Genomic DNA, 14,140 nt, shown 5'->3' on the forward strand with positions numbered 1-14,140 from the left:
TTATCAAAGGCTTTGAATGGTGGAAAGAGGGTTTGAAAATTTAACATCTATTTGTTTTTTCAGAAATCTAATTTGGGTTGCCCCTAAATTTTAACGATTGAGTGATAGATTTTAGATCCTAATGAAATTAAAAAAGGGAATTCTGTTCGTTACAAAAGGGATTTAGAGAGTCGATAATAAATTCAAAGGACTTGAAAGTGAGTTAATCAAACACTAACTTTGCTATTTGGTTTTGATCTTTTATGCAAAGATAGAATCTGTTCTAAGTAATTTTATTCAAATGTTTTTTAAATCGTTATTTTTATATTTTAAGACTGCCTAGGAAGGATCAAAGCTTAATGCTAATAATGAAGGCATTAAAGACTCGCTTCACTCTATAAGTCGTATCTATTGGATGGACTCTCTATTTTATTTAAAAAACAATGTGTGATTCTTTATCTAACAAACAATAAAAAAGTGAGGGTTAAACCTCACTTTTAAATTCATCTAATAAATATGCAAATTAGAAAGTATGTAGCCAATCACGTTTGTTGTGAAAGTCAGCAGTGGGGCTACTATGCTGCATTGCATAATAATGTAGACCTTTTGCTGTTTTAAATACTGCGGTTAATCCAATAAATAGATTATCCCACTTTAGTTTATTCGCTAACATGAACTCAGTTAGATCTAAACTCACATTTAAACCGTAATGTGTTTTCTTCAATTGATTGAGTTCAATATCATAAGCGGCTTGAGGAGGCATATCTTCTGGATAGCGATATTCCTCAAACTGATACGCTTGCCATGCTTCGGAAGGGGAGAGATTAATTTCACGATAATAATCTTCGCCTTTCACACCAATAAAGATTTCAAAGCAGGTGTTTTCCCAAAGGAAATCTTGTCTTGGGTTTCCAGCAACCATTGGCGGGAATTCAAGCATTTGATTCGGGTCACGAAGCCAATAACCTACATTCAGGCTAAAAGCATTTGTTTGTTCAATTGCGCCAACCAGATAAATATCTTGAAAGCGATCAAAAGAACTTAATTCATAACTCGCCATGCAATAACAGCTCTAAATGATTAGTTAGATAAATGTGCGTGACGAACAAGATTTGATAATTTTGCATTTTGTTTTGCAGCTTTTTTATAAAGCAAAACAATCTTACCAATCGTTTGAACTGTTTCAGCAGCAGTAACTTGTGCAATTTCAGCAATTAACGCAGCACGAGCTTCACGGTCTTCTGCAACAACTTTAACTTTGATAAGTTCGTGATCGTTCAACGCACGGTTGGTTTCTTCAATCACATTCTCTGTTAGGCCTTGACCGCCAATCATAACCACAGGATTAAGTGCATGTCCGATTTGACGCAAACGCTTGCGTTCCTGAATAGATAAAGCCGCCATAAAAATAACCTAAATTTAAAAACGGCTTAGTATAGCAAATGCAGAGTTCAAACGCTGTAAATTCTGTAGAAATTATCGATAAAGCTGATTTGAAAAAACATGTTAAACAAGATTAATTAGATACAGATCACTACTGCAAGGCTTTAAATTTTCACGTACAATTAAAAGTAATATATTCATATGTATTTAAAGAGTTATGGCGACGCGCATTACCAATCAAAAGTTATCAAAAAGTAGTCGAGACTGGATGAGAGAACATCTGGATGATCCTTTTGTAAAAAGAGCACAAAAGGAAGGTTATCGTGCTCGCGCTGCTTATAAGCTTTTGGAAATGCAAGAAAAGTACAAACTCATCAAGCCAGGCATGGTGGTTGTAGACTTGGGTGCAGCACCTGGAAGCTGGTCTCAGATCGCGGGTAAATTAGTGGGTAGTAAAGGTATTGTGATTGCATCTGATATTTTACATATGGATGCATTGCCTGACGTAACCTTCCTACAAGGTGACTTTCGAGAAGAAGAAGTATTCGAAAAATTGTTAAATCTTTTAGATGGACGCCAAGTAGACGTTGTAATTTCAGATATGGCCCCCAATACATCAGGTAACAAGGCTGTAGATCAACCTCGCCAGATTTATTTATGTGAACTTGCGCTGGATTTTGCCAACAAAGTACTGGGACCAAAAGGTCAATTTGTGGTAAAAGTTTTCCAAGGCACTGGTTTTGATGAATTTAGAAAGCAAGTGGTCGACAGTTTTACCGTATTGAAAACAGCGAAACCTGCTGCTTCACGTGCGCGTTCGAAAGAAGTTTTTTTAATTGGACAGGGCCGTAAAAAGTAATCGTGTTAAAAGTCTACTTGCCAAGTAGTAAAAAAGTGTGCATTTTGTACATTTTAAATTTTAATGCGAATCATTTTACTCGCTTTTTGTTAAAGGTCAGCCAATCTTGGTGTGATCAAATTAGATTGATATGGGAATAAAGCTTTGAGCGATCTCTTCAAAAATGCCGTTTTGTGGCTGGTTATTCTAGGCGTACTGATTCTTATATTCAGTAACGTAAGTGACCGTGATAAGCCTTCTGCATTAAATTATTCAGAATTTGTTGCAGCGGTGAATGCTGGGCAAATTAAACAAGTCATCATTGACGGTGAAAGAATAACTGGCGAAAAAACAAATGGTTCTCCTTTTGAGAGTATTCGTCCAGCAGTTCAAGACCCTGAATTGATGCCAAACCTCATCAAAAATAATGTTGTTGTTGAAGGTACTGCACCGCAACGTCAAGGTTTGATGATGCAGCTTCTTATTGCGAGCTTCCCAGTTCTATTGATTATTCTATTATTCATGTTCTTTATGCGTAACATGGGTGGTGGTGCCGGCGGTAAAAATGGTCCGATGAGCTTCGGTAAATCTAAAGCGAAGATGCTTTCAGAAGACCAAATCAAAATTACATTTGCTGATGTTGCTGGTGCAGATGAAGCAAAACAAGAAGTTGTAGAAGTTGTAGATTTCCTGAAAGATCCAACAAAGTTCAAGCGCTTAGGTGCAAGCATCCCACGTGGTGTTTTGATGGTTGGTCCTCCAGGTACAGGTAAAACTTTGCTTGCTAAAGCAATTGCTGGTGAAGCGAAAGTACCGTTCTTTAGCATCTCTGGTTCTGACTTCGTTGAAATGTTTGTAGGTGTGGGTGCATCTCGTGTACGTGACATGTTTGAACAAGCAAAACGCCATGCACCGTGTATCATCTTCATTGATGAGATTGATGCTGTAGGTCGTCACCGTGGTTCAGGTACAGGTGGTGGTAATGATGAGCGTGAGCAAACATTAAACCAAATGCTTGTAGAAATGGATGGTTTTGAAGGTAATGAAGGTATTATCGTCATTGCTGCAACGAACCGTGCTGATGTACTCGATAAAGCATTACTTCGTCCAGGACGTTTTGACCGTCAAGTGATGGTGGGTTTGCCTGACATTAAAGGTCGTGAGCAAATCTTGAATGTGCATTTGAAAAAATTGCCTTCAGTAACAGGTGTTGAAGTTCAAGTATTGGCACGTGGTACACCAGGTTTCTCTGGTGCACAGTTGGCGAATCTTGTAAACGAAGCGGCATTATTTGCTGCACGTCGTAACAAGAACACAGTCGATATGCATGACTTTGAAGATGCGAAGGACAAGCTTTATATGGGTCCTGAGCGTAAATCTATGGTGATTCGTGAGGAAGAGCGTCGTGCGACGGCTTATCACGAAGCAGGACATGCGATTGTTGCTGAAATGCTGCCAGAGACTGATCCAGTGCATAAAGTTACAATCATGCCACGTGGTTGGGCTTTGGGTGTTACTTGGCAGTTGCCTGAGCAAGATGCGATTAGCCATTACAAACATAAAATGTTGAATGAACTTTCAATTTTGTTTGGTGGTCGTATTGCTGAAGAAATCTTTATCAACCAAATGTCGACTGGTGCTTCGAACGACTTTGAACGTGCAACGAAAATGGCACGTGCAATGGTGACCAAGTACGGTATGTCTGACAAAATGGGTGTCATGGTTTACGAAGACGACTCACAACAGTCTTTCATGGGTAGTATTGGGAGTCGTACGATTTCTGAAACAACTCAGCTTGAAATTGATCGTGAAATTCGTCGTATCCTTGATGAGCAATATAAAGTAGCACGTGATATTTTAGAAAATAATCAAGATATTGCACATGCTATGGTTAAAGCGTTGATGGAATGGGAAACGATTGATCGTGACCAGATTCGTGACATCATGGAAGGTCGTGAGCCACAACCACCGAAGGTGTATGTAGCTGAAAATCCTGTGGTTGATGTAACACCAGAGGAGGGTCCAACGACTCCACCACCGTTACCGTCATTACCGAAAGTTTAAGATTTATTCTAAGTTCTTAAAATTTGAATTAAAAAACCACCTTCGGGTGGTTTTTTTGTTTTGAGTAGATATGTAATGGTAGATATGGTTTGAAAAATTTCACATTTTAGCTTGATGTAATTGTTAGAATAATCTCAAGTTGATCATGGAAAGTAGTTATGCAGTTAATGCCTTTACCCAAGCGAATTTGGCAATGTGGATCTATCAGTCTTGACTTGTCCAAACCTCATATCATGGGAATTTTGAATGTCACGCCTGATTCATTTAGTGATGGTGGATTGCATAACAATGTTGAACAAGCGATCAAGCATGCACTACAAATGATTGAAGATGGCGCAACTGTCATTGATGTGGGAGGGGAGTCAACACGCCCTGGTGCTTCAATCGTTGCGGTTGAAGAAGAAATACGCCGAGTTGTACCTGTGGTTACTGCATTATCAAAATATGACGTTGTGATTTCAATAGATACTTCTGAGCCACAAGTGATCCGTGAGGCGGTAAAAGCAGGAGCGCATATTTGGAATGACGTAAGAGCACTCACTCGTCCAAATGCATTGGAAACAGCTGCTGAGCTTAATATTCCTGTGATTATTATGCACATGCGTGGTGAACCTACCACCATGAATGGCTTAGATCAATATAATGATGTTGTGGTTGATGTCATGAGTGAACTACAGCAGCGCGTAGATGATGCGATAGACGCAGGTGTTAAAGCTGAAAATATCATGATTGATCCAGGTTTTGGCTTTGCTAAAAATGCACAACAAAATCTGAAACTCCTGAGTGAGCTTTATAAGTTGAATTACTTGGGTTATCCAATGCTTTCGGCGTTATCACGTAAACGATTTGTTGGGGAGGCTCTTGGTGGTGCTGAGGCACATCAACGCGCTGTGGGGTCGGTTACAGGGCATCTATTGAGTATTCAACAGGGCGCTTGTATGGTGAGGGTGCATGATGTGAAAGCAACGAGCGATGCGATTAAAATGTGGCAAGCAGTCACATTGGTATAATTAAGATAATGCTTAACCATAGTTCTATAATGAGCTATGGTGTTTTTGTAGAATGAATATTATTCAATTATTAAAAAAAGATAACACGACCAGTCAACAATGATTAAATCAGGTTTTAATATGAAAAAAATAAATCATAAAATCCAGTTCTTAAGCTTTTCAATTGCAACTTTGGCTTTGGCAGGTTGTGCTCACACACCATTAAAGCAGAGTGAAAATGCTGCTCAAAATGACCAAATTCAAGTGGAGGTTGCAATGCCCTCACCAGCGCCAGTCGCTGCATCTGTAAGCCGTGTAAAAGCTACTGGATCGCGAGTCGGAATAAGTGGTCATCGTCCAATGTCACCAGTAAGATCAAGTAATCCGTTTATGAATTTGGGCGGTTCTGCATCAATTGGAGGTGGTCCTTTAGAGGGTCGTCCGGTATTAGATCAAAATACTGAAAAATATCAGAACACTGAAATTAATCCTGTAAAAAGTGTGTCACAAGAACCAGTTTCGACATTCAGCATTGATGTTGATACAGGAAGCTATTCTAATGTACGGCGCTTTTTATCATCAAATGGACGCTTACCACCTGTTGATGCTGTTCGTTTAGAAGAAATGATCAATTATTTTAATTATAACTACCCGCAGAAAAAATCAGCGCATCCATTTACGGTCGATACCGAAACTGTTGACTCTCCTTGGAAAGAGAATGCAAAAATAATTCGCATTGGTCTTAAAGCCAATGATATCGAATATAAACAACTGCCTGCTGCCAATCTGATATTTTTAGTTGATGTTTCTGGCAGTATGAATAGTGAAAATAAATTGCCATTGGTGAAACAAACCTTACGAATTCTTACAGAGCAGCTTCGACCACAGGATAAAGTGACCATTGTGACTTATTCAAGTGGTGAGACTGTTGCTCTAGCTCCAACTTCCGGCAAGGATAAAGATAAAATTTTAACTGTCATTAATCAGCTTCAAGCGAGTGGTAGTACGTCAGGTGAAAGTGCTATTCAAATGGCATATGAGCAGGCGAAAAAGTCTTTTATTCAAAATGGTATTAATCGAATTCTGATTGCGACGGATGGTGATTTTAATGTGGGTGTTACAAATTTTGAAACTTTAAAAGGCATGATTGCTGAAAAACGCAAATCAGGGATCTCATTTACAACACTCGGTTATGGCACAGATAATTATAATGACCAGCTCATGGAGCAACTGGCAGATGCTGGTGATGGTAATTATAGTTATATTGATAATGAAAAAGAGGCGCGTAAAGTTGTTCAGCGACAAATCAGTTCAACCTTAGCCACAGTAGCGCAAGATGTTAAAATTCAGGTTGAATTTAATCCAGCTACGGTTAAAGAATACCGTTTGGTGGGTTATGAAAATCGCATGCTGAAACAAGAAGACTTTAATAATGATAAGGTCGATGCAGGTGATATTGGTGCGGGACATACTGTGACGGCATTATATGAAATTATTCCTGTGGGACAAAAAGGGTGGTTGTCTGACTCTAGATATCAATCAAAAATTGATCATAAAACTACTATAAATGAATATGCATTTTTGAATTTACGCTATAAACAGCCCTCGAAAGCCAACAGTATTTTATTAACGCAACCTATTTCAACACAGTCTAAGCCTTATCAGCAGGCAAGCTCGGATACTCAATGGGTATTAGCAGTTGCGTCTTATGGTCAGCAGCTACAGGGCGGGCAGTATAATGGTTCACTGCATTGGAATGACATTGTTAAACTGGCTGAAAAAAATAAGAATAATGATCCATTTGGGTTGAAGCAGGAATTTATTGATTTGGCTAAGATTGCAAAAAGTTTAAGTGCTGAAAATCAGCAAAAATAAGCTATCAATACATTTATTAAATTAAATGAGTGGCTTAGTTATACTTTTAGATTTGAGCTGAAAATTGGCAATGATAAAGATTAGGTGAATTGTCGTGTTTATGTTATATAGACACGGTTTTTGTTATTGCTAAAATTTGAGCTTTAATATGTTTAACGATTTACTTCTTCCCATGTTTGATGATGAATATTATCCCGATATTCTTGTGGCTGAAATTAAACAGCTCATCGAACAGTTTGCTAAGAAATTAGCAAAAGTAAATTCTGAGTCAGAGATTTACATTTTAGCGGGTAAAACTGTTGCAGAGATCAATGAGATGAAGCCTCAGTTTGAAGATCTTGATTCATCGCTAGATGACACTGCGGCCGATTATATTGCAGAAGCAATGATGATGGTGGTGCAAGATGAGGGTTATCTTGAAATCGAAATTGAAGAATTGGTATCAAATAGAGAGTGGTAATTCACTCTCTATTTTTTTGTTTGATATTTAAGCTCCAATAAATGTTTTCACTTTTGTCTTGGATTAAATGTCCTGATAGCCAGCTTAAATTTGGGCTAGAATCGATTTTATGACATGTGGTGATTTTATGGTTTAGCCATGCTAAATGTGTGTCATAACATTTACCAATATCATAAGTGTCCCATGATGTATAATCTTCATTTCTGTCTGTAATTCGAATAAATATACCTACGAATTTTCCACTTGAATTAAAATGAAATCCCAACTCGATATCTAATTCTAAAACTTGAACTAAGTGCAGCACATCATTTTTTTCAATAACATGATAATGATTGCTTAATTTTTTCGTTGGCTGGGTTTTAAGAACTTTTTTGGGGTTAGTAAATTGCTCATAGCAATCAAAATGAAGCGAGTTTCCTTTGTCTTTGTGGTTAATTTTTGCGAGTTGTAATTTGTTTTTAAATTCTGAAAATGGGGTGTTAAGTGGAATGGAAACATCATTAAAAAGAATCTCACCAGTCTTATGATCAAAGCTCAAGGAGTGAATAGTATTTGTCATTATTAGATTACCAAGTTTTTATTCTATTTATTATAGGCATAAAAAAACCAGCTTAAAGCTGGAGATTTTATTGCACCATTTTTCTATAGTAGAAAAATGGTGCCCGAGGCCAGACTCGAACTGGCACGCTTTGTGGGCGGGGGATTTTAAATCCCCTGTGTCTACCGATTTCACCACTCGGGCATGTGCGCAATAATAGAGGACGAAATATCACTTGGCAAGTCTAAAAGTGACTATTTGTTTTATTTTCAAACAATTCAAACGTATGTGTTTAAAAATTAGATCAGTTTGATGATTTTATTGAGCATCATGAGGTTTTAGATGAGATCTATAGGATGTCATCTAGATATTTGTCAATGTCGATATGCTTGTGTGTCATACAAAGTTTATTTTCATAATTCATGAGCTCTGTATGTAGGTTACCAATCTGAATTTTTTTCTGATGCAGTGCTTTAAAACGTTCTGATTTTTTATTGGTAAAGAATAATTGGATGTATAATTTAACTGACTGTTTATAACTCCAATAGCAAGCACGACGAATTTCTTGAAGATAGTAATATTGTTCATTCGTTGTTTTTTCTCGATACATATTCTCTTTATAGAACTTGATAAAGCCAAAGCTCATTGCAAAGAAAAATAAAATCCCCTGTAAGAACCAGCTTTCAATAAAGGCAAAATTTATAGCCTGTAATAAAATCAGCGCTGTCAGTTTAAGTGGAGTGTTCTTAAGTTGAGCATATAGAGAAACACTACTGTGTTTGATCTGTTTAAGAACGATAGGCGAAATTAACATGAAAAATAACATGATGATTAGAGAGGCTATAGCGCTCGCTTGAAATCCTTCATACTTGGGTTGAAAAGATTCGATGAATTCAGATAATACATATGACAAAGGTACAAAAATCGTGAGTGCTAATCCAAAAGGAATGAGTTCTTTTAGCTCATCTAGAATACCTTTGGTTTTGATTTGACCGTAAAGAATAAAGTTTCTTTTAAACGCAGCAGGGTGGAGTTCTTGCAGTTGTTTTAGATAATGCGCGGTTTGTTTATTGCTGATCATTCAAATATCAAATAAAGGCATTTAAAAAGTAGAGGTAATATATATGAATTATGGGGTTATTGTGCATTCATTCGAAAGAATTGGACTGTAAATACTGAATTTTAGACATAAAAAAACCAGCTTAAAGCTGGAGATTTTATTGCACCATTTTAAGAAGTATTAAAATGGTGCCCGAGGCCAGACTCGAACTGGCACGCTTTGTGGGCGGGGGATTTTAAATCCCCTGTGTCTACCGATTTCACCACTCGGGCATTTTAACAAGATGGAGGCGGAGGTCGGAATCGAACCGGCGTACACGGAGTTGCAGTCCGCTGCATGACCACTCTGCCACCCCGCCATGTCTTGTTGATGCGTATATTAGCAAGCTCTGAAAAAAAAACAATAGCATAGCGATACTGTATGTGCAGAATTTCAGCATATAGCGAAAAATAAATAAAATTATCATGTATTATGTCCAAAATTGATTCATATCCTCACTTGGAGAAGTGCCGTGGCATTAGTTTTAGATGGTCGTGCATTGGCGAAGCAAATTGAAACTGACTTGTTAACTCGCGTAGAAGCGCTCAAAGAGAAAGCAGGTCGCACCCCAATTTTGGCGACTATTTTGGTAGGTGATGATGGTGCATCTGCAACTTATGTACGTATGAAAGGAAATGCCTGCCGCCGTGTCGGTATGGATTCTTTGAAAGTTGAACTTCCAACTGAAACAACCACTGAACAATTACTTGCTGAAATTGAAAAATTAAATGCAAATCCCGATGTTCACGGTATTTTGTTACAGCATCCAGTACCTGCTCAAATTGATGAGCGTGCATGCTTTGATGCAATTTCACTTGCAAAAGACGTAGATGGTGTGACTTGCCTTGGTTATGGTCGTATGGCTATGGGCGAAGCGGCATATGGTTCTGCGACTCCTGCAGGGATCATGACGATTCTGAAAGAAAACAACATCGAAATCGCAGGTAAACATGCAGTTGTTGTAGGTCGTTCTGCAATTTTGGGTAAACCAATGGCTGCAATGTTGCTTGAAGCAAATGCAACAGTAACCATTTGCCATTCACGTACTCAAGACCTAGCGAGCTTTGTGAAGCAAGCTGACATTATTGTCGGTGCTGTAGGTAAAGCTGAATTGATCCAAAAAGATTGGATTAAGCAAGGTGCAGTGGTTGTTGACGCAGGCTTCCATCCACGTGATGGTGGTGGTGTAGGCGATATTCAATTGGTTGGTATTGAAGAAGTTGCTTCTGCTTATACTCCTGTTCCAGGTGGTGTAGGTCCAATGACAATTACAACGTTGATTCGTCAAACAGTTGAAGCTGCTGAAAAAGCTTTGGGTTAATATTTTGAAATGAAAAAGTAGTTACTACGGAGTCTTACTGTAGTGGCTTTCTAATTTAAGAAGTTCGAAGGTTACTTTTCTTTCGGGAAAAGTAACCAAAACCATTTGTCATCTGTTGAACTCGTCATATTTTGGCTTAAAATCTGAAATATCGCAGAAACAATTTCAATCAAATTAAGGTTTGTCTCGCACAGCAGCAGATGACGTGGTCGCGTATCCAATCCGTTTATAAGTTCAAATAAAATATCTCTAAGGCTTAATATGAGCTGTACTTTTCAATTTCCTAAAGCCCCTGTTCATCTTCTCAAAGCTTTACATGAAGTGATACCTCACTGTGAACTCCAAGCACAGCAATTACCTGAAACACCGATTTCTTTATGGCTGATACCATCTGTATTTCCAGCGGATAAGTTGGATGATGAAGTCATTCGTCGTATATGGAATGATACGCCGTATTGGATCTTCTGCTGGGCTTCTGGTTTGGCTATGGCACAGTGGTTATTGGCTGAACCACATCACGTTAAAGGCAAAGTAGTGTTGGATTTTGGTGCAGGATCAGGTGTTGTTGCAATTGCAGCGAAAATGGCAGGTGCGAAGCGCGTGATCTGCTGTGATATCGATCAAGTGAGTCTGGATGCTTGTCGTGCCAATGCTGATTTGAATGAGGTTGAACTAGAGTATTTGGATGATCTTTACAAGGCGGAACAAGTTGATATTTTACTTGCTGCCGATGTGCTCTATGATCAATGTAATCGTTTTTTCTTAGATGAGTTTTTAAAATTTTCGCAAGAAGTGTGGGTGGCTGACAGTCGCGTAAAAAACTTTAGTCATCCAAAATATGAAAAGTTGGATGAAAGAAGTGCAACGACGTGGCCTGACTTAGATGAGTCACCAGAATTTCGTAATGTGAGTTTTTATAAGACGCTATAAATAGCGTCTTTTTTATGCTTAATTTTTATTTATATCGATTAAGAGCAAGTATAGCGCACCACATGTAGGCTACTTGGGCGAGCATCTAGAGCTTGACGTGTCGCCATGTCTTCAGTGCTGTTATAGCCTTGGGCATTTGATAAACCGAATGACGTTCTTGATTGTCCAAGTTGAACACCTTGAGGATCTTTCTGCGCAAAATTAGGATTGGCAATCTCATTCACACTTAAAACATTCAACTTATATTGTTTTGTGGTATTTAACGTTTTTTGACATGCGCGTTGAAGCTTATTTTCATCTAAATCACGATTAGCACGTCCAGCAAGTGTGTATGCAAGGGTTGCCGTTGTTGCGGTTTTATTTTCGATTTGAAATCCTGTAACACCGTTATATTGGCGTGGTGTAGTTTGGCAAGCTGCCAAAGTTAATAATGTGAACCCTAAGCCAATCACTGCAGTTAATTTTTTCATATAATGAAGATCCATTTATGGGGATTTATTTTAGTATGCCACAGCTCTATACGAATAAATGAACATGAATAATAAAGTTTAATAAATATGCAAAAGTTACATGATTAGTTTCGAATAAAGCATAAAAAAGGCCGCTTATGCGACCTTTTTTATTTTAACTTTGATTAAGCAGATTTTTTAACAGCGTCTAAAAGTTCGTTTTGACGAGCTTTTAATGCAGCTGGAAGGCGATCGCCTAATTTATCAAACAATTCAGTGTGGCTTTCAAGTTCTTTGATCCATTGATCTTTATCTTGAGAAGTTACAAGGTCGAATTGTTCTTTAGTGAACTCAGAACCTGTCCAGTTCAATTGTTCGTATGTTGGAACAAAACCAATTGGTGTTTCAACAGCAGACGCACGACCTTCACAACGGTCAATGATCCACTCTAGAACACGCATGTTTTGACCGAAACCAGGCCATACGAAGTTACCTTCAGCATCACGACGGAACCAGTTCACGTTGTAGATACCTGGAAGTTTATTACCAGCTGCCGCAGCTTTAGCACCAACTTCTTCACCCATTTCTAACCAATGAGAGAAGTAGTCAGCCATGTTGTAGCCAGCAAACGGAAGCATCGCAAATGGGTCACGACGAACGATACCTTGTTGGCCAACAGCAGCAGCAGTTGTTTCAGAACCCATAGTTGCAGCTTTGTAAACGCCATCAACCCAGTCAAATGCTTCAGAGATAAGAGGCACAGTATCTGCACGACGACCACCGAAGATGAATGCAGAAATTGGAACACCTGCTGGATTTTCCCAATCAGCATCAATTGAAGGGCATTGACCTGCAGCAACAGTAAAGCGAGCATTTGGATGCGCAGCTTTTTCTTCGCCAGTGTGAGGTTGACCTTTCCAGTTTGTAAGGTTAGCAGGAACTTCTTTAGAAAGACCTTCCCACCATACTTCACCGTTGTCAGTCACAGCAACGTTTGTATAGATTACATCTTTCGTTAATGTAGCCATACAGTTCGGGTTTGTCTTGGTATTTGTACCAGGTGCTACACCGAAGAAGCCAGCTTCAGGGTTGATTGCATATAAGCGACCGTCTTCACCTGGTTTGATCCAAGCAATATCGTCACCTACAGTTTCAATTTTCCAACCTTCATAACCCGCTGGTGGAATCAACATTGCGAAGTTTGTTTTACCACAAGCAGATGGGAAAGCAGCTGCGATGTAGTGTTTTTCGCCTTTAGGATTCGTTACACCAAGGATCAGCATGTGTTCAGCTAACCAACCTTGTTGACGACCCATAGAAGATGCAATACGTAATGCTAAGCATTTTTTACCCAACAATGCGTTACCGCCGTAACCAGAACCATAAGACCAAATTTCACGTGTTTCTGGGTAATGAACGATCCATTTTTCAGGGTTGCAAGGCCAAGCAACGTCTTTTTCGCCTTCAGCAAGTGGAGCTCCTACAGTGTGTACACATGGTACATATTCACCGTCAGTACCCAATACGTCATAAACAGCTTTACCCATACGAGCCATTTTAGACATGCTAACTGCTACGTAAGGAGAGTCAGTTAATTCGATACCGATGTGAGCAATATGAGAACCCAAAGGACCCATAGAGAAAGGAACAACGTACAAAGTACGACCTTTCATAGAACCGTCAAATAAACCGTTTAGACGAGTACGCATTTCAGCTGGAGCTTCCCAGTTGTTAGTCGCGCCTGCATCTTCTTGTTTTTCTGAACAAATATAAGTACGACCTTCAACACGAGCAACGTCAGAAGGATCAGAATTCGCTAAATAAGAACCAGGATGCTTTTCTTGGTTAAGCTCTTGCATGGTGCCGTTAGCAATCATCAAGTCGATATAACGTTGATATTCTTCTGGGCTACCGTCACACCATTCAATTTTCGCTGGCTTAGTTAATTGTGCAATCTCTTCCACCCATGCAATAAGCTTAGGGTGACGAACGAATTCTGGTGCGTTCACTTGGGTCATGGTGAGGCCTATATCAAATGTGTACAATGTTGCGTACAAATAATAATCCAAATGCTGTGATACAAGATCTGGATTTCAGTATGAAAAAAGTGGCTGTATTAAAGCATATTTTGTTAAAAAAAATAAGACCAAAGGCTAAAAACCATCAAAGGTAGTAATTACACATAACTTATTGAAAATATTGATTATTAATATTG

The 14,140-nt window shown here is 38.7% G+C and carries 13 protein-coding genes and 3 tRNA genes; 7 read left to right on the forward strand and 9 right to left on the reverse strand.

The features are described from left to right. Positions 1-502: 502 nt before the first annotated feature. Together AC5YDM_RS03675 and yhbY are read right to left on the reverse strand one after the other, a co-directional pair. A complete protein-coding gene (locus tag AC5YDM_RS03675) occupies positions 503-1,039 on the reverse strand; it encodes a DOMON-like domain-containing protein (protein ID WP_496150771.1) in 537 nt (178 codons plus the stop codon). 20 nt (positions 1,040-1,059) lie between these two features. Next, on the reverse strand, positions 1,060-1,383 hold the full coding sequence (gene yhbY, locus AC5YDM_RS03680) for a ribosome assembly RNA-binding protein YhbY (protein WP_496150772.1): 324 nt from the start codon (positions 1,381-1,383) through the stop codon (positions 1,060-1,062). Positions 1,384-1,579: 196 nt separating this feature from the next. On the opposite strand from yhbY, the gene rlmE reads away from it, so the two are divergent. The 5 genes from rlmE to AC5YDM_RS03705 all read left to right on the forward strand — a co-directional run bounded on the left by rlmE (position 1,580) and on the right by AC5YDM_RS03705 (position 7,588). Further along, positions 1,580-2,221, forward strand: coding sequence for a 23S rRNA (uridine(2552)-2'-O)-methyltransferase RlmE (gene rlmE, locus AC5YDM_RS03685; protein WP_496150773.1), 642 nt, complete (start codon positions 1,580-1,582; stop codon positions 2,219-2,221). Between the two features lie 144 nt (positions 2,222-2,365). Beyond that, the gene (gene ftsH / locus AC5YDM_RS03690) at positions 2,366-4,264 is read left to right on the forward strand and encodes an ATP-dependent zinc metalloprotease FtsH (RefSeq protein WP_496150774.1); all 1,899 of its coding nucleotides are present in this window, start codon (positions 2,366-2,368) and stop codon (positions 4,262-4,264) included. Positions 4,265-4,422: 158 nt separating this feature from the next. Beyond that, positions 4,423-5,274: a dihydropteroate synthase gene (gene folP / locus AC5YDM_RS03695; protein WP_496150775.1), complete on the forward strand. Its 852-nt coding sequence runs from the start codon at positions 4,423-4,425 to the stop codon at positions 5,272-5,274. A 129-nt stretch (positions 5,275-5,403) separates the two neighbouring features. Next, a complete protein-coding gene (locus AC5YDM_RS03700) occupies positions 5,404-7,128 on the forward strand; it encodes a vWA domain-containing protein (protein ID WP_496150916.1) in 1,725 nt (574 codons plus the stop codon). 148 nt (positions 7,129-7,276) lie between these two features. Continuing rightward, the gene (locus AC5YDM_RS03705; protein WP_496150776.1) at positions 7,277-7,588 is read left to right on the forward strand and encodes a DUF5713 family protein; all 312 of its coding nucleotides are present in this window, start codon (positions 7,277-7,279) and stop codon (positions 7,586-7,588) included. Between the two features lies 1 nt (position 7,589). Here AC5YDM_RS03705 and AC5YDM_RS03710 read toward each other — a convergent pair whose 3' ends face one another. The 5 genes from AC5YDM_RS03710 to AC5YDM_RS03730 all read right to left on the reverse strand — a co-directional run bounded on the left by AC5YDM_RS03710 (position 7,590) and on the right by AC5YDM_RS03730 (position 9,544). Then, the gene (locus AC5YDM_RS03710) at positions 7,590-8,147 is read right to left on the reverse strand and encodes a hypothetical protein (RefSeq protein WP_496150777.1); all 558 of its coding nucleotides are present in this window, start codon (positions 8,145-8,147) and stop codon (positions 7,590-7,592) included. Between the two features lie 97 nt (positions 8,148-8,244). After that, a tRNA-Leu gene (locus AC5YDM_RS03715) sits at positions 8,245-8,330 on the reverse strand. Positions 8,331-8,475: 145 nt separating this feature from the next. Next, positions 8,476-9,207, reverse strand: coding sequence for a hypothetical protein (locus AC5YDM_RS03720; RefSeq protein ID WP_496150778.1), 732 nt, complete (start codon positions 9,205-9,207; stop codon positions 8,476-8,478). A gap of 165 nt (positions 9,208-9,372) precedes the next feature. Continuing rightward, positions 9,373-9,458: transfer RNA gene (locus tag AC5YDM_RS03725), tRNA-Leu, on the reverse strand. A 12-nt stretch (positions 9,459-9,470) separates the two neighbouring features. After that, a tRNA-Cys gene (locus AC5YDM_RS03730) sits at positions 9,471-9,544 on the reverse strand. A 153-nt stretch (positions 9,545-9,697) separates the two neighbouring features. On the opposite strand from AC5YDM_RS03730, the gene folD reads away from it, so the two are divergent. Continuing rightward, a complete protein-coding gene (gene folD / locus AC5YDM_RS03735) occupies positions 9,698-10,546 on the forward strand; it encodes a bifunctional methylenetetrahydrofolate dehydrogenase/methenyltetrahydrofolate cyclohydrolase FolD (protein WP_496150779.1) in 849 nt (282 codons plus the stop codon). A gap of 261 nt (positions 10,547-10,807) precedes the next feature. Continuing rightward, positions 10,808-11,476 (forward strand): class I SAM-dependent methyltransferase, encoded by a 669-nt coding sequence (locus tag AC5YDM_RS03740; RefSeq protein WP_496150780.1) that lies wholly within the window; start codon positions 10,808-10,810, stop codon positions 11,474-11,476. Between the two features lie 38 nt (positions 11,477-11,514). Here the strand turns inward: AC5YDM_RS03740 and AC5YDM_RS03745 are convergent, their stop codons facing one another. Both AC5YDM_RS03745 and AC5YDM_RS03750 read right to left on the reverse strand, forming a co-directional pair. Next, the gene (locus tag AC5YDM_RS03745) at positions 11,515-11,946 is read right to left on the reverse strand and encodes a hypothetical protein (RefSeq protein ID WP_496150781.1); all 432 of its coding nucleotides are present in this window, start codon (positions 11,944-11,946) and stop codon (positions 11,515-11,517) included. 164 nt (positions 11,947-12,110) lie between these two features. Then, positions 12,111-13,943 (reverse strand): phosphoenolpyruvate carboxykinase (GTP), encoded by a 1,833-nt coding sequence (locus AC5YDM_RS03750; RefSeq protein WP_496150782.1) that lies wholly within the window; start codon positions 13,941-13,943, stop codon positions 12,111-12,113. Positions 13,944-14,140: the final 197 nt, after the last annotated feature.

The sequence above is a fragment of the Acinetobacter sp. CY81 genome (assembly GCF_059515925.1).